General features: G+C 42.1%; 15 protein-coding genes, 4 tRNA genes and 3 rRNA genes. 7 read left to right on the top strand and 15 right to left on the bottom strand.

Annotation, left to right across the window (positions count from 1 at the left end):
• Positions 1–20: 20 nt before the first annotated feature.
• Positions 21–105 (bottom strand) — tRNA-Tyr (locus FPK91_RS14520).
• A gap of 7 nt (positions 106–112) precedes the next feature.
• Positions 113–188: transfer RNA gene (locus FPK91_RS14515), tRNA-Thr, on the bottom strand.
• A gap of 220 nt (positions 189–408) precedes the next feature.
• On the opposite strand from FPK91_RS14515, the gene coaA reads away from it, so the two are divergent.
• Complete coding sequence (gene coaA / locus FPK91_RS14510; protein ID WP_144211907.1) at positions 409–1,359, top strand: type I pantothenate kinase; 951 nt, start codon at positions 409–411, stop codon at positions 1,357–1,359.
• Between the two features lie 5 nt (positions 1,360–1,364).
• Here the strand turns inward: coaA and birA are convergent, their stop codons facing one another.
• The 7 genes from birA to FPK91_RS14475 form a co-directional block, all read right to left on the bottom strand.
• Positions 1,365–2,324 (bottom strand): bifunctional biotin--[acetyl-CoA-carboxylase] ligase/biotin operon repressor BirA, encoded by a 960-nt coding sequence (birA, locus tag FPK91_RS14505; protein ID WP_144211906.1) that lies wholly within the window; start codon positions 2,322–2,324, stop codon positions 1,365–1,367.
• A 1-nt stretch (position 2,325) separates the two neighbouring features.
• Complete coding sequence (murB, locus tag FPK91_RS14500; protein ID WP_144211905.1) at positions 2,326–3,339, bottom strand: UDP-N-acetylmuramate dehydrogenase; 1,014 nt, start codon at positions 3,337–3,339, stop codon at positions 2,326–2,328.
• 399 nt (positions 3,340–3,738) lie between these two features.
• Positions 3,739–3,854, bottom strand: a 5S ribosomal RNA gene (gene rrf / locus FPK91_RS14495).
• 181 nt (positions 3,855–4,035) lie between these two features.
• Positions 4,036–6,929 (bottom strand): 23S ribosomal RNA (locus FPK91_RS14490).
• A 370-nt stretch (positions 6,930–7,299) separates the two neighbouring features.
• Positions 7,300–7,375 (bottom strand) — tRNA-Ala (locus FPK91_RS14485).
• Between the two features lie 61 nt (positions 7,376–7,436).
• Positions 7,437–7,513: transfer RNA gene (locus FPK91_RS14480), tRNA-Ile, on the bottom strand.
• A gap of 73 nt (positions 7,514–7,586) precedes the next feature.
• A 16S ribosomal RNA gene (locus FPK91_RS14475) occupies positions 7,587–9,129 on the bottom strand.
• Together the 16S, 23S and 5S rRNA genes with 2 tRNA genes alongside form the textbook arrangement of a ribosomal RNA operon.
• A 701-nt stretch (positions 9,130–9,830) precedes the next feature.
• On the opposite strand from FPK91_RS14475, the gene FPK91_RS14470 reads away from it, so the two are divergent.
• Complete coding sequence (locus tag FPK91_RS14470; protein WP_144211904.1) at positions 9,831–10,289, top strand: RNA recognition motif domain-containing protein; 459 nt, start codon at positions 9,831–9,833, stop codon at positions 10,287–10,289.
• 17 nt (positions 10,290–10,306) lie between these two features.
• Here FPK91_RS14470 and murI read toward each other — a convergent pair whose 3' ends face one another.
• Positions 10,307–11,098 carry a glutamate racemase gene (murI, locus tag FPK91_RS14465; protein ID WP_144211903.1) on the bottom strand — a complete coding sequence of 264 codons (792 nt, stop codon included), beginning with the start codon at positions 11,096–11,098 and terminating at the stop codon, positions 10,307–10,309.
• A gap of 141 nt (positions 11,099–11,239) precedes the next feature.
• Here murI and trmA point away from each other — a divergent pair, with 141 nt between their 5' ends.
• Positions 11,240–12,337 (top strand): tRNA (uridine(54)-C5)-methyltransferase TrmA, encoded by a 1,098-nt coding sequence (gene trmA, locus FPK91_RS14460; RefSeq protein WP_144211902.1) that lies wholly within the window; start codon positions 11,240–11,242, stop codon positions 12,335–12,337.
• Between the two features lie 103 nt (positions 12,338–12,440).
• Here the strand turns inward: trmA and fabR are convergent, their stop codons facing one another.
• Positions 12,441–13,055, bottom strand: a complete 615-nt coding sequence (gene fabR, locus FPK91_RS14455) for an HTH-type transcriptional repressor FabR (RefSeq protein ID WP_144211901.1) — start codon at positions 13,053–13,055, stop codon at positions 12,441–12,443.
• A 144-nt stretch (positions 13,056–13,199) separates the two neighbouring features.
• Between fabR and FPK91_RS14450 the strand changes: the two genes are divergently transcribed.
• From FPK91_RS14450 to mnmH, 3 genes are all read left to right on the top strand, one after another.
• The gene (locus FPK91_RS14450) at positions 13,200–14,303 is read left to right on the top strand and encodes an acyl-CoA desaturase (RefSeq protein ID WP_144211900.1); all 1,104 of its coding nucleotides are present in this window, start codon (positions 13,200–13,202) and stop codon (positions 14,301–14,303) included.
• A 96-nt stretch (positions 14,304–14,399) separates the two neighbouring features.
• Positions 14,400–15,455: a selenide, water dikinase SelD gene (selD, locus tag FPK91_RS14445; RefSeq protein ID WP_144211899.1), complete on the top strand. Its 1,056-nt coding sequence runs from the start codon at positions 14,400–14,402 to the stop codon at positions 15,453–15,455.
• Positions 15,456–15,517: 62 nt separating this feature from the next.
• The gene (gene mnmH, locus FPK91_RS14440) at positions 15,518–16,612 is read left to right on the top strand and encodes a tRNA 2-selenouridine(34) synthase MnmH (RefSeq protein WP_144211898.1); all 1,095 of its coding nucleotides are present in this window, start codon (positions 15,518–15,520) and stop codon (positions 16,610–16,612) included.
• A gap of 6 nt (positions 16,613–16,618) precedes the next feature.
• On the opposite strand, the gene FPK91_RS14435 is transcribed toward mnmH, so the two are convergent.
• The 4 genes from FPK91_RS14435 to nudE all read right to left on the bottom strand — a co-directional run bounded on the left by FPK91_RS14435 (position 16,619) and on the right by nudE (position 20,932).
• Complete coding sequence (locus FPK91_RS14435) at positions 16,619–18,487, bottom strand: MFS transporter (RefSeq protein ID WP_144211897.1); 1,869 nt, start codon at positions 18,485–18,487, stop codon at positions 16,619–16,621.
• Positions 18,478–19,164, bottom strand: coding sequence for a TetR/AcrR family transcriptional regulator (locus FPK91_RS14430; RefSeq protein ID WP_144211896.1), 687 nt, complete (start codon positions 19,162–19,164; stop codon positions 18,478–18,480). Before FPK91_RS14430 ends, FPK91_RS14435 begins: the two co-directional genes overlap by 10 nt.
• Positions 19,165–19,405: 241 nt before the next feature.
• Positions 19,406–20,215, bottom strand: a complete 810-nt coding sequence (gene cysQ, locus FPK91_RS14425; protein WP_144211895.1) for a 3'(2'),5'-bisphosphate nucleotidase CysQ — start codon at positions 20,213–20,215, stop codon at positions 19,406–19,408.
• 168 nt (positions 20,216–20,383) lie between these two features.
• Positions 20,384–20,932 (bottom strand): ADP compounds hydrolase NudE, encoded by a 549-nt coding sequence (gene nudE, locus FPK91_RS14420; RefSeq protein WP_144211894.1) that lies wholly within the window; start codon positions 20,930–20,932, stop codon positions 20,384–20,386.
• Between the two features lie 79 nt (positions 20,933–21,011).
• Between nudE and yrfG the strand changes: the two genes are divergently transcribed.
• Positions 21,012–21,686, top strand: coding sequence for a GMP/IMP nucleotidase (yrfG, locus tag FPK91_RS14415; RefSeq protein ID WP_144211893.1), 675 nt, complete (start codon positions 21,012–21,014; stop codon positions 21,684–21,686).
• Positions 21,687–21,726 lie beyond the last annotated feature (40 nt).

The following is a 21,726-nucleotide window of genomic DNA, read 5'->3' as shown; positions in this document are numbered from 1 at the left end:
ACACAACTACCTTTTAAAAATGGTGGAGGGAGAAGGATTCGAACCTTCGAAGGCTGAGCCGTCAGATTTACAGTCTGATCCCTTTGGCCACTCGGGAACCCCTCCAGAAAAATGGTGCCGGCACCAAGAGTCGAACTCGGGACCTACTGATTACAAGTCAGTTGCTCTACCAACTGAGCTATGCCGGCTAATCATTTCGGAAACGGATATTAGGTAAATGTCGGCACAAGTGCAATAGCTAAATCATAAAAAAGCTAAAAAAAGTGTCAAATGTCGTTTTTTTCGTCTTAATTTAACAACTATGTCCAAAAAAAACTCTATTTATTGTAGCGCTATAACTAAGAGTACATTTGCTATTGTTCATTATAAAATGTTGGTGTACTGTGCCTGACCTAAGGTAAGGACGTTATGACAACAAATAAATCTATACATCAAGCTCTCTATTTTTCTTTTCAGCGCCAACAATGGTCTGAGTTGCGTAATTCAGTACCACTGACACTCCAACAAGAAGAATTAGAAAATCTTAGAGGGATGAATGAAAAGCTCTCTCTTGATGAAGTAACCGATATTTATTTGCCTTTAAGTCGGTTGTTAAACTTAATTATCAGCGCAAAACGTCAGCGTAGTGAAGTACTTGATCAGTTTCTAAATCATAAACCGACTAATACACCATATATCATCAGTATTTCTGGCAGTGTGGCTGTTGGTAAAAGTACCACTGCGCGTATCTTACAAACATTATTACAACGTTGGCCTGAACACCCGAAGGTTGAATTAGTGACCACTGATGGCTTCTTATACCCATTAGCTGAGCTCAAAGAACGAAATCTGCTTAAAAGAAAGGGATTTCCTGAAAGTTATGACATGAAAATGTTAATCGACTTTATTTCGGATATTAAATCAGGAGAAGAATGCGTCAAAGCACCTCTGTATTCACACGTCACTTACGATAGACTGACTGATTCAGTTCAAGAGATTAAACAGCCCGATATTTTAATCATCGAAGGTTTAAACGTTCTGCAAACATCGCTTGATTTGTCATCAGATAACAAAAGTAGCTTCTTATCAGACTTTGTTGATTTCTCGATCTATGTGGATGCTAACGAAACCTTATTAAAACAATGGTACCAACAACGTTTCTTACAGTTCCGTAAAGGTGCGTTTAGCGATCCAAATTCATTCTTTCATCATTATTCAGAGCTTTCAGACACAGAAGCTAATGAAACAGCGGCCAATATCTGGGATACGATAAACGGACCTAATTTACAAACCAATATTAAACCAAGCCGTGAACGCGCAAATCTTATTTTGAAGAAGGCGCAAAATCACTTAGTGGACCAAGTGCTTTTACGCAAATAACACATTTATTGTGGTCGTAAACTAATTTCCCCACCAACATGTGCAGAAACAGTCCCATCTATATCGAGTAAGACTGCACCTTGTTCATCAATGCCTCTATAAACACCTGATATCGATTTCGGCGACATAATCAAGTCCACTTTTTTATTGATAAATAAGTCATGCTGTTCCCATTGAGAAATAAAAGGCGCTAAGCCTTCTGCTTCAAATAAACTCAGATCTTTTTTTAATTGTTGATGTAAGTCGATTAACAAATCCGTTTTATTCGGCATTTCGCCGAGAGTACTTAAATCATTCCAAGGTTGATCGATATCTTCAGCATGCTTGTCTGACATGCTCATATTAATGCCAAAACCGATAACTAAATTACATTCATCAATCGAATGACCCGAGAGCTCAATTAGAATTCCGGCTAATTTTTTATTGTCTTTATAAATATCATTTGGCCACTTAAGACCTAAGTTTTCGACGCCATATTCCTGAAGTGTTTTCACAATAGAGCATCCCACTACCAGACTTAGTCCCATAGCAGCACCCATCCCTTGATTAAGTCGCCAAAATAAAGACGCATATACATGATGACCATATGGTGAAACCCAAAAGCGTCCCCTTCTCCCTCTGCCAGCAGATTGATATTCAGCAATACAGATATCGCCATTCTTTAGTTCATCTGCATGTTGTAGCATAAAAGCATTAGTGCTTTTTATTTCATCAAAGTAAAAACAACGGTTTTCAATCTTACTAATCAACTTAGTTTCATCGAATAAAGGTAGTGGGTTAGATAATTTATAGCCCTTTCCCTTAACTGAGAAAATATCGACACCGTATTCAGCTAATTGCATAACATGATTATTAATTGCGGTTCTAGATAAACCTATTTGCTGTGCAATTTGTTCACCAGAGAGGTATTCATCATGTTGGAGTAAATTTAAAATCTGTTTTTTTGTCACCCAATGATCATTCATCTTAAATACTCACCTCTCCTTGTGAACCGATTATTCTTGGCTCGGATTCCAATTGTATATTGAATTTTTCGTTTATTCTGTCCATTACGGTGTGCGCTAACATACATATATCCTCACCAGTAGCACCACCTAGGTTAATCAAGACTAAAGCTTGCTGGCTATGCACTGCTGCTTTACCAATTGAAAAACCTTTCAAGCCTGCTTCATCAATTAACCAGCCAGCTGCAATTTTAATACTACCGTCCGATTGAGCATAACCAACAAGATCGCTAAATTCAGCTAGTAATTCAACATATTGCTTAGCAGTTATTATCGGGTTTTTAAAAAAACTGCCTACATTTCCAAGCTTAGAAGGGTCAGGTAATTTGCTTTGTCTGACACTACAAACGGTTTCAAAAATGGTTTTCGCGCCAATGTCATCTGCTTCTAAATGTTTTAACGGTCCATAGTCAAGGTTAGGAATCCATTTCTTAGGAAGTTTAAATACAACCTCAGTAATGACGGCCTTGTTTCTTAATGCATGTTTGAAAATTGAATCTCTATAACCAAATTGACATTCTAAAGCTGAAATAACGTTTATTGTTTCCGATGTATAATCATAATATTCAACTTGGTGGCAAAACTTCTCAATTTCAACGCCATACGCGCCAACATTCTGAATAGGAGCAGCACCCACAGTGCCAGGAATTAATGCCATATTTTCGAGGCCATGCATCCCTCTTTGCAAACAATATTGCACAAATTCATGCCAGTTCTCACCCGCCTGCACAGATACGCTGTAATGATCAGAGTGTTCAGTAACATTAATCCCCTTCGACAAAACCTTTATTACAGTCCCGTTAAAGTCTGTCGTAAATACGACATTACTTCCGCCACCTAATATAAGCATAGGACTCGCAGACTTATAAACTCTAGTGACTGCATCTGTTAATTCTTGTTTTGAATTAACCTCAACATACGTTTCACATGACTGTGTAAGGGATAGGGTGTTATGGGGTTTTAAATTTACAGGCATAAAATGCTTTTTCTATTCGAAAATAATGGCTTCTATTGTACTGAAGATACCCACAAATGGCGAAATAAGTCTATTTAGAAGTTTAGGGACGAGAATAATGATAAAACTAATAGAATTAGATAAATAATCGATACATTATTAGTTTTTAAAAAACCGATAAAACGAAAAAGCCCGCTACGTTAATAACGGGCTATCTGCTCTCATTTAAGATGCTCTCATTTAAAAGATATAGGGCGCTTGGCGATGTTCAGCTGCGGATACATCCCCCGCGTTCCATGTCTGTATAAAGCGATTGCTTTATACACACGGACATGACACTCAGCTTTCACCGTATCTTGATTAAAAGCCGTAAACGAAAGAACCCCTGACTCGTAGAGTCAGGGGTTCTTCTTATTAGGCGCTTGGCGATGACCTACTTTCACATGGGGAGACCCCACACTATCATCGGCGCTATTGCGTTTCACTGCTGAGTTCGGGATGGGATCAGGTGGTACCACAATGCTATTGTCACCAAGCAAATTCTTGCTTCATTTACCGCAAACGCAGTAAATAATAATTCGGAAATCTGATACCTCTTTCGAGATTTTTTGAGTTCGCACTTCATTAAGCGCTTTATATTCGTATCTAAGTTCGACTTTTCAGTCTGTAATAAATCTAGTTACCACAACACACTCAGATAAAACTCATCTGGGTTGTATGGTTAAGCCTCACGAGTCATTAGTACAGGTTAGCTCAACGCCTCACAACGCTTACACACCCTGCCTATCAACGTCCTAGTCTCGAACGGCTCTTTAGAGAGATTAAATCTCTAGGGATGACTCATCTTAGGACTCGCTTCCCGCTTAGATGCTTTCAGCGGTTATCGATTCCGAACGTAGCTACCGGGCAATGCTATTGGCATAACAACCCGAACACCAGCGGTTCGTCCACTCCGGTCCTCTCGTACTAGGAGCAGCTTCCTTCAATCATCCAACGCCCACGGCAGATAGGGACCGAACTGTCTCACGACGTTCTGAACCCAGCTCGCGTACCACTTTAAATGGCGAACAGCCATACCCTTGGGACCGACTTCAGCCCCAGGATGTGATGAGCCGACATCGAGGTGCCAAACACCGCCGTCGATATGAACTCTTGGGCGGTATCAGCCTGTTATCCCCGGAGTACCTTTTATCCGTTGAGCGATGGCCCTTCCATACAGAACCACCGGATCACTATGACCTACTTTCGTACCTGCTCGACGTGTATGTCTCGCAGTTAAGCTGGCTTATGCCATTGCACTAACCGTACGATGTCCGACCGTACTTAGCCAACCTTCGTGCTCCTCCGTTACTCTTTGGGAGGAGACCGCCCCAGTCAAACTACCCACCAGGCACTGTCCCGAACCCCGATAAGGGGCCGCGGTTAGAACATCAAAACTACAAGGGTGGTATTTCAAGATTGACTCCACTCCATCTAGCGACGAAGTTTCAAAGTCTCCCACCTATCCTACACATGTAGGTTCAATGTTCAGTGCCAAGCTATAGTAAAGGTTCACGGGGTCTTTCCGTCTAGCCGCGGGTATACGGCATCTTCACCGCAATTTCAACTTCACTGAGTCTCGGCTGGAGACAGCGTGGCCATCATTACGCCATTCGTGCAGGTCGGAACTTACCCGACAAGGAATTTCGCTACCTTAGGACCGTTATAGTTACGGCCGCCGTTTACTTGGGCTTCGATCATGAGCTTCTCCGAAGATAACCCAATCAATTAACCTTCAAGCACCGGGCAGGCGTCATACCGTATACGTCATCTTGCGATTTTGCACAGTACTGTGTTTTTGATAAACAGTTGCAGCCACCTGGTATCTGCGACTCCCAACAGCTTAGAGAGCAAGTCTCATCACCGTCAGGAGCGTACCTTCTCCCGAAGTTACGGTACCATTTTGCCTAGTTCCTTCAGCCGAGTTCTCTCAAGCGCCTTGGTATTCTCTACCCGACCACCTGTGTCGGTTTGGGGTACGATTCCTACTAACCTGAAGCTTAGAAGATTTTCCTGGAAGCATGGCATCAACTACTTCATCACCTTAGTGACTCGTCATCAGTTCTCAGCCTTAAGTAAACCCGGATTTGCCTAAGTTTACAGCCTACAACCTTAAACGCGGACTACCAACGCCGCGCTAGCCTAGCCTTCTCCGTCTCTCCATCGCAGTTAGCAGAAGTACAGGAATATTGACCTGTTTCCCATCGACTACGCCTTTCGGCCTCGCCTTAGGGGTCGACTCACCCTGCCCCGATTAACGTTGGACAGGAACCCTTGGTCTTTCGGCGAGGGAGTTTTTCACTCCCTTTATCGTTACTCATGTCAGCATTCGCACTTCTGATACGTCCAGTGTGGGTTACCCCTTCACCTTCAACCGCTTACAGAACGCTCCTCTACCGCTTGCTAGTAAACTAGCAAACCCATAGCTTCGGTGTATTGCTTAGCCCCGTTAAATCTTCCGCGCAGGCCGACTCGACTAGTGAGCTATTACGCTTTCTTTAAATGATGGCTGCTTCTAAGCCAACATCCTAGCTGTCTAAGCCTTCCCACATCGTTTCCCACTTAGCAATAACTTTGGGACCTTAGCTGATGGTCTGGGTTGTTTCCCTTTTGACGACGGACGTTAGCACCCGCCGTCTGTCTCCCGAGTAGTACTCACTGGTATTCGGAGTTTGCAAAGGGTTGGTAAGTCGGGATGACCCCCTAGCCTTAACAGTGCTCTACCCCCAGTGGTATTCGCTCGAGGCGCTACCTAAATAGCTTTCGAGGAGAACCAGATATCTCCGAGTTTGATTGGCCTTTCACCCCCAGCCACAAGTCATCCGCTAATTTTTCAACATTAGTCGGTTCGGTCCTCCAGTTGATGTTACTCAACCTTCAACCTGCCCATGGCTAGATCACTCGGTTTCGGGTCTACGCCTTGCAACTAAACGCGCAGTTAACACTCGGTTTCCCTACGGCTCCGCTATTCGCTTAACCTCGCTACAAAACGTAAGTCGCTGACCCATTATACAAAAGGTACGCAGTCACGGTCTCAAGAACCGCTCCCACTGCTTGTACGTACACGGTTTCAGGTTCTATTTCACTCCCCTCACAGGGGTTCTTTTCGCCTTTCCCTCACGGTACTGGTTCACTATCGGTCAGTCAGGAGTATTTAGCCTTGGAGGATGGTCCCCCCATATTCAAACAGGATGTCACGTGTCCCGCCTTACTCGTTTTCATCTATGGTTAGTTTTCATGTACGGGACTATCACCCTGTACCGTTGAGCTTTCCAACTCATTCCACTAACACCCCATAGACTTAAGGGCTAATCCCCGTTCGCTCGCCGCTACTAGGGGAATCTCGGTTGATTTCTTTTCCTTCGGGTACTTAGATGTTTCAGTTCCCCGAGTTCGCCTCATACAGCTATGTATTCACTGTATGATGACCACTTATGTGGCCGGGTTTCCCCATTCGGATATCGTTAGCTCAAGTGCTTATTACTAGCTCGCCAACGCTTTTCGCAAGTTATTACGTCCTTCATCGCCTCTGACTGCCAAGGCATCCACCGTATACGCTTAGTCACTTAACCATACAACCCACATCAGTTTCATAAATGAAAACAAGTGTTGTTAAAGCGGGTAGCCTTAACGGTTATATCGTAACTAGCTGGTTTATTACATAATTTGCATCTCTTTCGAGTACACAAATTCGCCTTAGATTTTTAGAATATTCAAGACACTTAATAAAGTGTTTTGAGAACTCAATGTATTATTGAAAAAGGATTAATTTCTCAATAATACGATTTTGTAAATAACATAACGACAGACATCATCATGTTAAATACTATCAGCTTTCCAAATTGTTAAAGAACGGGCTAAAAAAAGCCAAAGATAATGTTTAGATTATCTTTGGCATCTCTTAATTGCATATGTCGACTCAAAATAATGAGAAGATGTAAATGGTGGAGCTATGCGGGATCGAACCGCAGACCTCCTGCGTGCAAGGCAGGCGCTCTCCCAGCTGAGCTATAGCCCCATTTACATGCAGTGAACAAATACGTTAATACAAAATCTTCGCTTAGGAGAAATGAAGATTTTGGTGGGTCAGAGTGGACTTGAACCACCGACCTCACCCTTATCAGGGGTGCGCTCTAACCAGCTGAGCTACAGACCCAACGTATATTGCTCTTTCTTTCTATCAAGTAATCTGTGTGAACACTCAACAAATATTGAGTTAGTCGTATAGGTAAGGAGGTGATCCAGCCCCAGGTTCCCCTAGGGCTACCTTGTTACGACTTCACCCCAGTCATGAACCACACCGTGGTAAACGTCCTCCCGAAGGTTAGACTATCTACTTCTGGTGCAGCCCACTCCCATGGTGTGACGGGCGGTGTGTACAAGGCCCGGGAACGTATTCACCGTAGCATTCTGATCTACGATTACTAGCGATTCCGACTTCACGGAGTCGAGTTGCAGACTCCGATCCGGACTACGACGTACTTTGTGAGATTAGCTAGACCTTGCGGCTTTGCAACCCTCTGTATACGCCATTGTAGCACGTGTGTAGCCCTACTCGTAAGGGCCATGATGACTTGACGTCGTCCCCACCTTCCTCCGGTTTATCACCGGCAGTCTCCCTAGAGTTCCCGCCATTACGCGCTGGCAAATAAGGATAGGGGTTGCGCTCGTTGCGGGACTTAACCCAACATTTCACAACACGAGCTGACGACAGCCATGCAGCACCTGTCTCACAGTTCCCGAAGGCACCAAACCATCTCTGGTAAGTTCTGTGGATGTCAAGAGTAGGTAAGGTTCTTCGCGTTGCATCGAATTAAACCACATGCTCCACCGCTTGTGCGGGCCCCCGTCAATTCATTTGAGTTTTAACCTTGCGGCCGTACTCCCCAGGCGGTCTACTTAATGCGTTAGCTTGGGAGCCCAGTGCTCAAGGCACCAAACTCCGAGTAGACATCGTTTACGGCGTGGACTACCAGGGTATCTAATCCTGTTTGCTCCCCACGCTTTCGTACATGAGCGTCAGTCTTTGTCCAGGGGGCCGCCTTCGCCACCGGTATTCCTTCAGATCTCTACGCATTTCACCGCTACACCTGAAATTCTACCCCCCTCTACAAGACTCTAGTTCACCAGTTCTAAATGCAATTCCCAGGTTGAGCCCGGGGATTTCACATCTAGCTTAATGAACCGCCTGCGTACGCTTTACGCCCAGTAATTCCGATTAACGCTTGGACCCCTCGTATTACCGCGGCTGCTGGCACGAAGTTAGCCGGTCCTTCTTCTGTAGGTAACGTCACAGCTAACGGTTATTAACCGTTAACCTTTCCTCCCTACTGAAAGTGCTTTACAACCCTAAGGCCTTCTTCACACACGCGGCATGGCTGCATCAGGCTTTCGCCCATTGTGCAATATTCCCCACTGCTGCCTCCCGTAGGAGTCTGGGCCGTGTCTCAGTCCCAGTGTGGCTGATCATCCTCTCAGAACAGCTAGGGATCGTCGCCTTGGTGAGCCATTACCTCACCAACTAGCTAATCCCACCTAGGTTCATCCAATCGCGAAAGGCCCGAAGGTCCCCTCCTTTCCCCCGTAGGGCGTATGCGGTATTAGCAGTCGTTTCCAACTGTTATCCCCCTCGACTGGGCAGATCCCTAGGCATTACTCACCCGTCCGCCGCTCGTCACCTCAGGAGCAAGCTCCCTTGTGTTACCGCTCGACTTGCATGTGTTAGGCCTGCCGCCAGCGTTCAATCTGAGCCATGATCAAACTCTTCAATTAAAGTTTTGTTAAAGCAACCATTCTTATAAATAAGAACGTCGCTTTGGCTCAATGAATTCTGATTTCGATTTAAAGACTCGGAAGAATCTCTAAAACGTTTGTTACATATTGCTATGAACACTCATCGTTACATTGAGTAAATAATTTTGATTGCTACATTCTTTTACTAGAAAGAAGTAAGCAATTTCGATTAACTCAACACCTGTGAATGTCCACACAGATTACTTGATAAATTGTTAAAGAGCGTGGAATCAATTTTTCAGACTCCGCCAGTAGACGCTAGGTCGTTGGCTTGGGATGCGTATTCTACGCAATTCCCTTTTCGCGTCAAGTCATTTTTAAACTTATTTAAAAACAATTTCAGCGTCACTTTACAGTGAACTGACTTGGCGTGTAACCCATGCTAGTGCGTGGTTTGCCGTGTCAGTGGATGCGCATTATAGGCAAATCCTAAAAGTGCGCAAGCGCTTTTTTAATAAAAGATTACCAAGCGAATATCTTTTGAGCGGATCGTTTTATTTTTAGCTGTTATGAGCATTTAAAGTGCACTTTTATCCTACAGTAACTATCACTATTGTAACTTTTATCATGTTTTGAGCTCATTTTTTCATCAGAGTATGGTGAAAGCTTCAATAATTCATTACCATAGCTATGTTTTTAACAGTTATTTATCATTTTTCATTTTTATTAGAGACAATCTTATGCAGAAGCCATTTGTTATTACCCTAGTCATTGCCCTTATAGGTGCAATTGTTATTTATGCTCTTTCAAGCGATGTTTCATTAGTCGTGTCATTTATTGCTGGTGTTATGTTAGCTAGCCTTGTATTTACTTTCGTGCCATCTTCTAGCGCAACGGATTCAAGTAAGCCTTATGTTGGACCAACAATGACTCTATATGTTGGTAACTTGCCATACCGTGTTCATGAAGGTGAAGTGAAAGCGTTGTTTGGTGAATACGGACCGGTTAATTCAGTTCGTTTAGTAAGAGATCGAAAAACTGGTCGTCGTAAAGGTTTTGGCTTTGTTGAAATGTCAGAATCTGGTGCGAAAAAAGCAATGAACAAGTTAAACGATTACAGCTTCCAAGAACGTACTTTGAAAGTTCGTGAAGCTAAATCACAAGAGTCAGATCCAGCAGAAATGAATAAAGAAGACTAAACCCTTCTATTAGCTAGCTACGGCAGTCTAAGCAATCGCTTAAAACCGTAGTTAGCTAATGTTATTTCTAACCCCTTATCAATATCCTTCGTATACCCTGCTTCCAACAATCCTTTTGAAGATACCCTTTTACGATCTGAACCATTTTCAATATTAACTAACGACAACACTCTTGCAGCAATCGCTTCTCCAGAATCAAGTAAGGTAATTGGTTGCTCAATACATGTTGCTATTTCTTGCTGTAATAGTGGAAAGTGTGTACAGCCTAATATAACGGTGTCGATATCAGTGCCATTGATGGGCGCAACGATCTGTTTAATCTTATTTATATCGATGTGTTTTCTTTCTGCTTTATCTTCTGCAATCATCACTAACTCAGATGAACCAATCAACATCACTTTACAGCCACCAGCAAATTCACTGATTAACTCTTTGGTATATGCCCTTTCAACAGTGCCGGGTGTCGCTAATAATGCAATATGTTTAGTCATTGATAATTGAGCTGCAGGTTTAATCGCAGGAACAACTCCAACTACAGGAATAGAAAGGTTTTCTCTAAGTTTAGGTAATACAAGTGTACTGGCGGTATTGCATGCCACTACGACCACTGATGCATTAAGCGCTTTTACTTGATGCGTAATCAATGCCACACAACCATCAATTAAGTCTTGCTCTGCAAGGTTTCCATAAGGTAATCGTGCATTATCGAACAAATAGAAAATATCTTTGGCAGGTATTTTTGAATGAATATGTTCTAAAACCGATAAACCACCAATTCCAGAATCAAAAATGAGTATAGGACCTGACAAAATCTTCTCCATTAAATGGGTTATAAAAAGGATATCGGCTAAATTAACAACTAATCTATTAAGAATACGCCAATCCACTGGACATCAGCGTTGTGTAGTATAATATTTGCGCCCTTAATTTACAGCCTATGGTGGAACAAAATGAATTTAGCTGCAATGGATCCTAAAAACTATGATGCGCAACTAGCAGAAAAGCGTATCAAGCTTGAACAGACCTTTGCCGAGTTTACTCCGCCTAGTTTAGAAGTGTTTGCTTCAGAGCCTGCCAACTACCGAATGCGTGCTGAATTTCGTGTATGGCATGATGATGAAGATTTATACTATTACATGTTTGATAAAGTGTTAGATCAAAAAGTACGCTGTGAACAGTATTTACCAGCGGGTAAATTGATCAATGAAATGATGACAGCATTAATGGAAGAGTTACGTCCTAATCCTGATTTACGTTTCAAACTATTCCAAGTGGATTTTTTAACAACACTGAGTGGTGAAATTTTAGTATCACTACTCTACCATCGCCAATTGGGCGACACTTGGATAGAGCAAGCGAAGTTAATGAAAGCCCGTTTAGCTGAAAAGTTTAACGTTAATATTATAGGCCGCGCTCGCAAGCTTAAAATCGATTTAGATAAAGATTTTGTTGTTGAAACACTGGATGTTGCTGGCCAGGTATTACATTACAAACAAATTGAAAACAGCTTCACTCAGCCCAATGCAAAAGTTTCAGTCAAAATGCTGGAGTGGGCTATTTCGGCGACAAAAGATAGCACTGGCGATTTATTGGAGCTGTACTGTGGAAATGGTAACTTCACTATCGCCTTGGCGCAAAATTTTGATCGCGTGTTAGCCACTGAACTAGCTAAACCATCAGTTGATGCCGCACAATATAATATTGCCATCAACGAGGTTGAGAATGTTCAAATCATTCGTATGTCAGCTGAAGACTTTAGTGATGCGATGGCGAAAAAGCGCACTTATAGACGCTTAGAAGGTATCGATTTAGATAGTTATAACTGTAATACCATTTTCGTTGACCCACCAAGAGCGGGTATCGATGATGACACTTTAGCATTAATGCAAAATTATGAACGTATCCTCTATATCTCATGTAACCCTGAAACGCTAAAAGTGAATCTTGAGACACTAGGCACTACGCATAAGATTACCCGCTTTGCACTATTCGACCAATTTCCTTATACCCATCATATGGAATCAGGCATATTACTAGAACGTAAGTAATACCACTAAACACGAATACAAAAAAGCCGTTATAAGTTGATTCTTATAACGGCTTTTTTAATTCTACGTCGAAATTGATACTGTCGAGAATAAGTAGATCGGCTTATCGCGTATCCACTTTATGTTGTAAAGCTTCGGCGCCCTTGGCCACCATTCGCAATTGCAGCACTAAGTGATCGGCTAATACCTTTCTATCTGCCCGCTTCATGTCTAAAGCTGATGCGCCAGCGTTAAAGACTAATGTCACTAAGGCTTCTGCTTGTACTCTTGCCAACATAGGCGTTCTGCCAGCTGTGGCTTCGGTATAATGTGAAAGCTCAGAGATAAAGTGTTCAATCTCTCTTGCCACTGCGGCTCTAAAAGCGGCAGAAGTTCCTGAACGTTCATGTAATAGAATACGAAATACGTTTGGGTTTGATTCAAGCACTTCGACAAAGGTATCAACTGAGATACGTATAACACTGCCACCAGCTTCTGCACGTTGGCGACCTTTACGCATCATTTGTCTAAGTGTTAATCCACCTTCATCAACCATTGTTAAACCAAGTTCATTCATATCTTTGAAATGACGATAAAACGAGGTTGGCGCAATGCCCGCTTCCCTAGCCACTTCTCGTAAACTTAAACTGGAAAAACTACGTTCTGCGCTTAATTGATTAAAAGCGGCATCTACCAATGCACGACGGGTTTTTTCTTTCTGTAATGCTCTTACACCCATGTAAAAATCCATATAGTAAATGTTAATGCACAGATAATACCGCTTTTAGCCCAAAAACACAGCCCTAGAAAACTTGACCCGATAAAGTTGGTAAGTTAAATTAGCGTACAACTGTACGCCCAATAAGATTCTTGGATTATCTTGATGAAAAAACCACCTATTATTTGGTTAAATACTTCTTTATTCGCTCTAACACTTCTAGGCGCACTCACTCTTGTGCCTTGGCGTGGATTAACCCACGGCTTTGAAGCGATTGAATGGATTGCTTTTGTGGTACTTGCCTTTGCCAGCGGACTCTCTATTACGGCTGGTTATCATAGGCTGTGGTCGCATAAAGCGTATAAAGCTCACCCTGTAATGCGATTTTTATTCGCACTGGGCGGTGCTTTAGCATTACAAAATAGTGCACTGCATTGGTCTTCAGATCATCGCATTCACCATAAACATGTTGATAATAACGATAAAGATCCTTACTCAGCTAAAAAAGGATTTTGGTATAGCCATATCGGTTGGATGTTGCGTGAATATCAAGCCAGTCGCTACCATGATTACAAAAATGTCCGCGACTTACAAAAAGACGCTATTGTGATGTGGCAACATAAACATTATTTGAGCTTAGTCCTATTAATGAATATCGGTTTACCTGCTTTCTTAGGTTGGCTAAATGGCGATATCATTTCAATGGTGCTAATGGCGGGTCTATTACGTTTAGTGGTTGTGCATCATTGTACTTTTTTTATTAACTCTCTAGCACATATCTGGGGCAGCCAACCTTATACCAATAAGAATACTGCACGAGATAACGGTGTTATCGCTTTGCTCACTTACGGTGAGGGATATCATAACTTTCACCACATATTTGAGAATGATTACCGTAACGGTATTAAGTGGTGGCACTACGACCCAACCAAATGGTTAATTAAGTCAATGCACTGGTGTGGTTTAGCAACCGACTTACGTGTTGTACCTCAAGAACGTATTGAAAGTGCCAAACTACAGATGCAACTTCTAAAAGCACAGAATAAGGTGGCTCATTTACCTAACTGTGATGAACTCATTGCTAACTTCCAAGCCGAGTATGACCTGATGAAGCAACATCTGATGGAATACTATCAAGCTAAGAAGGTGTTGTTAGATGCGAAACGTAAACAACTAAGTAATCAGCAATTGAAGTTGCAGGTACAAGAATTAAAAGCACGCTTGTTAGCCCAAAAGAAAAATTGGAATAACTTAACCGCCGCTTATTAAATTCTGCGTTAAATCATTATTATCAAACGGCTACCTTGCAAGGTAGCCGTTTGTGTTTATGATGGAATATCTTCCTTTCTTTGGATTTTCCTTCTTATGTCTGAATCGTCAGTAAAACTAACCGAATATAGTCATGGAGCTGGCTGTGGGTGTAAGATCTCGCCACAAGTTCTTAGCACTATATTGGCCTCTTCATTACCTTCATTTACTGACCCTAAGCTATTAGTAGGAAATCAAACCCGCGATGATGCGGCCGTTTATCAACTCAATGATGAAACAGGTATTATCAGTACCACTGACTTTTTCATGCCTATCGTCGATGATCCGTTTACTTTTGGTCGCATCGCCGCCACTAACGCCATCAGTGACATCTACGCTATGGGCGGTACGCCTATTATGGCCATTGCAATATTAGGTTGGCCAGTCAATGTACTTGCCCCCGAAGTCGCACAAAAAGTCATTGAAGGTGGGCGCCAAGCCTGTGCTGATGCAGGAATTATGTTAGCAGGCGGCCACAGTATTGATGCACCAGAGCCAATATTTGGACTTGCTGTGACCGGTCAAATCCCGCTTGAGCAATTAAAACGAAATAGCACAGCTAAAGCGGGGGATAAACTCTATCTCACTAAGCCAATAGGCATCGGTATTCTGACTACGGCACAGAAGCAGAAAAAGCTCACTAGCGAAGACAGTATGATTGCGATTAATGCCATGTGTCAGCTTAATAAAGTAGGACAAGATATCGCAGCTATTACCGGGGTCAACGCACTGACTGATGTCACAGGCTTTGGTCTAGCGGGTCACTTAATTGAAGTATGTCAGGGGGGCAATGTCAGCGCGAACCTTTCATTTAATAGCATCCCGTTATTAGCGCAAGCAATGCACTACTTAAACTTGGGTTGTACTCCAGGTGGGACACAACGCAATTTTGAAAGTTATCAGCAGTATTTACCTGAAATGAGCGAACAGCAACAAGCGATTCTGTGTGATCCGCAAACCAGTGGCGGCTTACTGATTTCTGTTAGCCCCGATTCAGAGCAACAACTCATTGCCTTGCTCAACAGTCAAGATATTGCCCCTATCTGTATTGGTGAACTCATTCCCCCTAATGACCAGACGAGTATGAGTAACACACTCATTGAGCTGAGTTGATAGCTTATTTTGCTAGCTAGAAGATTGCGTGCTTTAAATCGCTTTATCTAAGAGAGTGTCATATGTCAGATAACATCATTGCTAACACTGAGTATCAGCGTCTTTTTTTGGAGCAACGACCTTTAATCGATGTGAGAGCCCCGATTGAGTTTACTAAAGGGGCATTTCAGCATTCTTACAATTTGCCATTGATGAATGATGCTGAACGAACCATGGTCGGTACTTGCTACAAAGAACAAGGTCAAAGTGCCGCAATAGCTTTAGGTCATCAACTGGTTAATGGTCACACTAAGCAACAACGTATTGATGCTTGGCAGCAATTTATAGCGGAGCAGCCCAACAGTTACCTCTATTGTTTTCGCGGTGGTTTACGCTCACAGTTATCACAACAATGGCTCAAGGATAATGGTATTTCGATGCCTTACATTGAAGGTGGCTACAAAGCGATGCGCCAGTTTCTCATTAATGTCATTGAATCTTCGCCAGCCAAACAACCATTAGTCATTTTAAGTGGGATAACTGGGAGTGGTAAGACTGAGCTATTACAGCTACGCAAAGAAGCCATTGATTTAGAGGGTATCGCAAATCACCGCGGTTCAAGCTTTGGAAAGAACCTTGACCCACAACCGACACAGATTAACTTTGAAAATCAGCTCGCCATCAAACTGCTTCAACATAACCATCAACAGCACGATAAAGTCTTATTAGAGGATGAGAGCTTCTTAATCGGCCGCTCAGCCATTCCAAAGACCTTTTATCAAGCTATGCAAGCCAGTGACATTATTGTGTTAGAGGAAAGCTTACATAACCGCTTAGTCAGAATACATAAAGACTATGTCATCGATAAGTCTGCAGCGTTTATGGATCGATTTGAAGAGGCACAAGGCAAGATTGAATTTACGCAGTACTTACTAAATAGCATTAATTCAATTAAAAAGCGTCTCGGAGGTAAAAAGCAACAGCAACTTACCGCTATTATTGAACAAGCCATCAATCAACAGTTTTCTCAAAATGACCTCAGCGGCCATTTTGACTGGATTACCATCTTACTTGAACAGTATTACGACCCTATGTATCAATATCAAATGAGTAAGCATCAACAAAGGGTCATATTTAGCGGTGATAAAACCGCGATTCAGGCATATCTAGATCAGTGATTGACGTTAATCAGCAGACTGATTAAATAACCCTGTGACCTTTTGCTGTAGCCCATGTCTTCCCAGTTCAACACCATCAACAGGCTTATCAATATTAACCGTTACCTTTGACCAGAAACGCTTTGGCCTAGTCGTTAACGCATGACCGCCTTTGTGGCTAAAATAAGATCCCCACAGGCCTTTCAATGACATTGGAATAACGGTCACTGGATCACGAGATAGAATCGACTCTATACCGGGTCTAAACTCGGCAATATCACCGTCAACCGATAAACGCCCTTCAGGGAAAATACACACAAGTTCTTCATTACTAAGTGCATCATGAATTGACTCAAATGCTTGGTTATAAGTTGTTTCACATTTCTTTGGTGAACAAATAGGAATAACACCCGCGTGGCGGAATAGGTATTTCAATAACGGAATTTCACTAATAGATTTATCCATCACAAAACGGATAGGCCGTGAGGATGAGCCCATAATAATCAAAGCATCAACATAGCTCACATGGTTACACACAATCACCCCAGCACCTTGCTCTGGAATATTCTGACGCCCTTTTACTGTGACTCGATACATCAAGTGACTCAAAATGTAACTGACAAAACGTTGAGCAAATTCTGGCACTTGAGAATAAACATATAACGCGACAACGCTATTCATAGCAGCCAGTAATAAAAATAACTGTGGAATACTCCACTCTAAGAAGCCTAACAACACAATAGATAACAATGCCGCTATCACCATGAACAAGGCATTGATAATGTTATTCGCCGCTATAGCCTGGGCACATTCCCCTTCTGCTGCGCGAGATTGAATGAAGGCATACAAGGGAACAATGAATAAACCACCGCTTAAGCCAACAAACAATAAATCAAACATCACTCTGTAATGCTGCGTATCTGCGATAAATGTACTAAAGCTGTATACCAAGGCAGTATCCAAAGGTGCTGGAGGAATAGCGAATATCAAATCAACACCGAATATAGTTAAACCTAATATCCCAAATGGCAAAACACCTAGCTCAACACGGCCATAAGAAATTCGCTCACATACCCAAGAACCAATCGCGATACCAACAGAGAATAAGGCTAATAGCAGTGACACTACGGTTGCATCTGCGTGCAAATGTAACTTGGCAAAGTTAGGAAACTGGGTCAGATAAGTCGCGCCTAAAAACCAAAACCAGCTAATGGCGAGAATGGCCATCCAGATACTGGGCGTTTTTCTTACTTTAGCAATGCTGTGCCATGTACCCGTGAAAGGTGTGAAACGAATTTTACTGATTGTGCCTTGAGGTGGCAGTGATGGGATTGCACGACTCGATAAATAACCTGCTATTGCTAATGTCACTACCGTGATTGCCGCGCTCATTAAGCTGTTGCCACTGGCCACTAACAAACCTGCAGATAAAGTGCCTACAAGTATCGAAATAAAGGTCCCCATTTCCACCCAAGCATTGCCCTTTACAAGTTCATTTTCTGCCAGCGTTTGTGGTAACAAAGAATACTTAACAGGTCCAAAATAGGCGGATTGACTGCCAGTTAAGAATAGCAGCACTAACATCACCAAATAACTTTGCGACAAGATAGCTGCGGCGGCACACGACATTATGATCAATTCGAGTAACTTCAGTCGCCTTATGAGTAATGCCTTATCCATATTATCGGCCACCACACCAGCATGGGCTGAAAATAAGAAGAAAGGTAAAATAAATACCCCAGCAGCCAAATTGACAAACATATTTACACTAATAGGCAGTGCATCTACTTGGCTATATGTCACTAGTAATAACAGCACATTTTTGTAGATATTGTCATTCAATGCACCAAGGCACTGCGTGACGAAGTAAGGTAAAAAGCGTCTAGTTAACAGCATGAAACATCCTTATTTTTTGCCATTCCAGATAAGTAGCCTTGTATATGGCTCGTTAACATTTTCGGTAATTGGGTTGTATCGCTAAAGAGTTTTCCATCAAGGCTTAAACACGTTAATCCGTGAATACCGCCCCATAACACGCGGCTCATAAGTTCAATATCTTGCTCTATGGCCCTAGGAAATAAGCGACTTAATTCTAAAGCGACTAACTGAAACAGTTTATCAATTGTTGCTTGATGACTTGATGACAAAGCCATGTCTTCAGGTGTACTGAGTTCGAAGACTAATTTAAAACAAGCTGGATTTGATAAGGCAAACTGACTGTATTGCTGCGCTAAAACCTCAATAGCTTTGGTAGCACCCTGCAATGGTTGATCTTTATAGCAATCCGTTTGCTCATGAAGTGGATCGGTAGGTGAAGTGCTAGATCTTAACTCTGTCTCGAGCGCAGTCTCTAAAAGTGAGTACAAATCTTCTAATACTGTTTCAGATACACTCAATAGTAATTGTTGATAACTGCCAAAAATATTAATCAAAGTGCTCGGCGCATAACCAATGGTAGTGGCCACTTTCCGTAAGCTCAAACTCGCTAGTGTTGAAGTTTGCAAGTAAGCCATCACTGTATTAATCGCCATATCATGGAGTTGTGCGTGAGTGTGCTCTTTCCTTCTCGCCATTAAGATTGTCCCTTATCACAAGCTAGTTTCCAGTAATTGAACAATAAACTAACAGCAAACAAAATAAAAAACAATGTTCACAATAATGTTTTTGCTATTTATTTGCTCGCCTCTAGCTAGTTAAGAGATAATTTTTAGCCACTTTTTAAGTTAGTCTTGAAGTACTTTGGAATTAGTGCCGAAATACCGCTGCCACAAAAAAGCCCTCAATAGAGGGCTCTAATAAGACGTTTCTAAAATACTAATTAGTCAGTATATCGTCCCAAGGTAAGCTCGGGCTTCCTACAACAATAAAATTAGGATTTTCAAGTGTTTCACGTTCATTGTAAGTCATCGGCTGTAAGTTAATGTCCATTAACGAGCCACCCGCTTCTTCTAAAATGATTTGTGCTGCGCCAGTATCCCACTCACCTGTAGGTCCTAAACGGACATAACAATCAGCGCGACCTTCGGCCACTAAGCAACTTTTTAATGCTGCCCCGCCTAAAACAACCAATTCACAGCTACTTGGGTGATTTAGCAATTTCAATACTGACTGTGGGTCTTGACGACGGCTAACGGCAAGTCGTAAACCAGATGTATTAATATCGGTAATTGGATTACTGGTAATACGTACTTCATTCTTACTATCACGCTTATAGGCACCTAAGCCAGCAATAGCGTAGTAACACACTTTCGTCATTGGCACGTAAACAACGCCCATAACCGGTCGATTATGTTCGACTAATGCAATAATTACCGAGAAATCACCACTACCAGCAATGAATTCACCGGTGCCATCGAGAGGATCAACTAACCAATAACGTGGCCATTCCGAACGTTCGCTGAAGGGAATATCAGCAGCTTCTTCACTTAGAATTGGGATGTCTGGAGTCAATTCGGCAAGTGCAGCACAAATTATATCGTTTGCTGCGATATCTGCAGAGGTCACAGGCGTATTATCAGATTTGATTTCACGATCAAAATCGCCTTTCACATAGATATCGCGGATCTTCTGACCCGCTTCGCTCGCGATACTGATAACTTGTTCAATTACTTCTTCTGGCTTCATAACGACTCCAATCGCCAAATAATACTCTGAGTACTGTCACGTTAGATCAATTTAAGATTTTTTTGTAGTTAAATTAAGCGAGTAAGCTGAATTATTTTAATCTTCACAGGATAATTTTATAACTGACATCAATATCGTATAAAATTCGCCCTAAAAATAGCGATAAGCCTAACGCTGTAAATACTGTTGAGTTAAAAATAACGCACTTACGCTTCTCGATTCTGAAAAATCAACGTTATCCAACAATGCTTGCCAATCTTCTAATGCCCATGGAATGACGTCTATCGGTTCTGGTTCATCACCTTCAAGGGTACTTTCATATAAATCTTCTGCGATAAAAATTTGCATCTTACTGGCAAAATACCCAGGAGCTAAGCTTAACTCTTTTAATAACGTTAGCTTACGACTGCCAAAGCCAATTTCTTCTTGTAGTTCACGATTAGCAGCTTCAATTGCTTCCTCCCCAGGATCAATCAATCCTTTAGGGAAGCCAAGTTCATAATTATCGGTACCTGCGGCGTATTCTTTTGCTAATAGCATTTGGCCTTGATGCACAGGTACAATCATTACTGCGCCACGGCTTGCGCCACTCATTCTTTCATATTGACGTTCAACGCCATTAGAAAATTTTAAGTGCACTTGTTCAATCTGAAACAGTCTACTTTTAGCGACTATTTCACGATGAAGGATTTCGGGCTTGGGGTGCCGTGATGTCATTAAGACCTCATATATGACGAATTTAGTAAGACAAGTTACAATCTTACTACCCTAGCTATATTCTACAACCGGAATTTATATGTTTCCTTGGCATAAAATAGACACAGTTCTACTCGATATGGACGGTACCTTGCTAGATCTGCATTTTGATAACCATTTCTGGTTAACTTTGGTACCTCAACAGCTTAGTACACAAAAACAAATATCGTTAGCACAAGCACAGGCGCTAGTTGAAGAATCCTATCATCGTGTACTTGGAACATTAGATTGGTATTGTATTGATTTTTGGCAGCAGCAATTAGATTTAGACATTCTCACATTGCACTATTCATTAGTGGAACGTATTCAAATGCGCCAAGACAGCATGCCTTTTTTACAGGCGCTTGCCACAGTAGGCAAAAAGAGAATACTGCTCACTAATGCTCACCCAAAAAGCCTTGAACTTAAATTAGAACATACTGAGTTAGCGAGGGGCTTAGATGAAATGTTGTCGAGCCATGAAACCGGTTACCCCAAAGAGCATCCTGAGTTTTGGAGGCAAGCATTCGAAAAGTACGACTTAGATCCGAGTCGCTGTTTATTCATCGATGATAATGAAGATATTCTCGAGGCATCAAAGCTAGCAGGTGTTGGCTTTCAGTTAGGCATTAAAAACCCAGACAGTAAAAAGCCCCATAAAGACTTTGTCGATTTCCCCGCCATTGATGATTATCAATTACTTCATCAAGAGTTACTGAAAGTATCAAACAGCTAAAACGCATAAGTACCAGCCATAAAAAAGGCATCTGACGTTA

The organism is Shewanella donghaensis (genome assembly GCF_007567505.1).
Lineage (GTDB): Bacteria > Pseudomonadota > Gammaproteobacteria > Enterobacterales > Shewanellaceae > Shewanella > Shewanella donghaensis.
The sequence above is the reverse complement of the archived record's forward strand: the minus strand, read 5'-3'. Positions and strand labels throughout refer to the sequence as shown.

Excerpts from the sequence above, each read along its gene's own strand:
- coaA (WP_144211907.1), top strand. The coding sequence starts at position 409 with ATGACAACAAATAAATCTATACATCAAGCTCTCTATTTTTCTTTTCAG.
- birA (WP_144211906.1), bottom strand. The coding sequence starts at position 2,324 with ATGAATGATCATTGGGTGACAAAAAAACAGATTTTAAATTTACTCCAA.
- murB (WP_144211905.1), bottom strand. The coding sequence starts at position 3,339 with ATGCCTGTAAATTTAAAACCCCATAACACCCTATCCCTTACACAGTCA.
- FPK91_RS14470 (WP_144211904.1), top strand. The coding sequence starts at position 9,831 with ATGCAGAAGCCATTTGTTATTACCCTAGTCATTGCCCTTATAGGTGCA.
- trmA (WP_144211902.1), top strand. The coding sequence starts at position 11,240 with ATGAATTTAGCTGCAATGGATCCTAAAAACTATGATGCGCAACTAGCA.
- fabR (WP_144211901.1), bottom strand. The coding sequence starts at position 13,055 with ATGGGTGTAAGAGCATTACAGAAAGAAAAAACCCGTCGTGCATTGGTA.
- FPK91_RS14450 (WP_144211900.1), top strand. The coding sequence starts at position 13,200 with ATGAAAAAACCACCTATTATTTGGTTAAATACTTCTTTATTCGCTCTA.
- selD (WP_144211899.1), top strand. The coding sequence starts at position 14,400 with ATGTCTGAATCGTCAGTAAAACTAACCGAATATAGTCATGGAGCTGGC.
- mnmH (WP_144211898.1), top strand. The coding sequence starts at position 15,518 with ATGTCAGATAACATCATTGCTAACACTGAGTATCAGCGTCTTTTTTTG.
- FPK91_RS14435 (WP_144211897.1), bottom strand. The coding sequence starts at position 18,487 with ATGCTGTTAACTAGACGCTTTTTACCTTACTTCGTCACGCAGTGCCTT.
- FPK91_RS14430 (WP_144211896.1), bottom strand. The coding sequence starts at position 19,164 with ATGGCGAGAAGGAAAGAGCACACTCACGCACAACTCCATGATATGGCG.
- cysQ (WP_144211895.1), bottom strand. The coding sequence starts at position 20,215 with ATGAAGCCAGAAGAAGTAATTGAACAAGTTATCAGTATCGCGAGCGAA.
- nudE (WP_144211894.1), bottom strand. The coding sequence starts at position 20,932 with ATGACATCACGGCACCCCAAGCCCGAAATCCTTCATCGTGAAATAGTC.
- yrfG (WP_144211893.1), top strand. The coding sequence starts at position 21,012 with ATGTTTCCTTGGCATAAAATAGACACAGTTCTACTCGATATGGACGGT.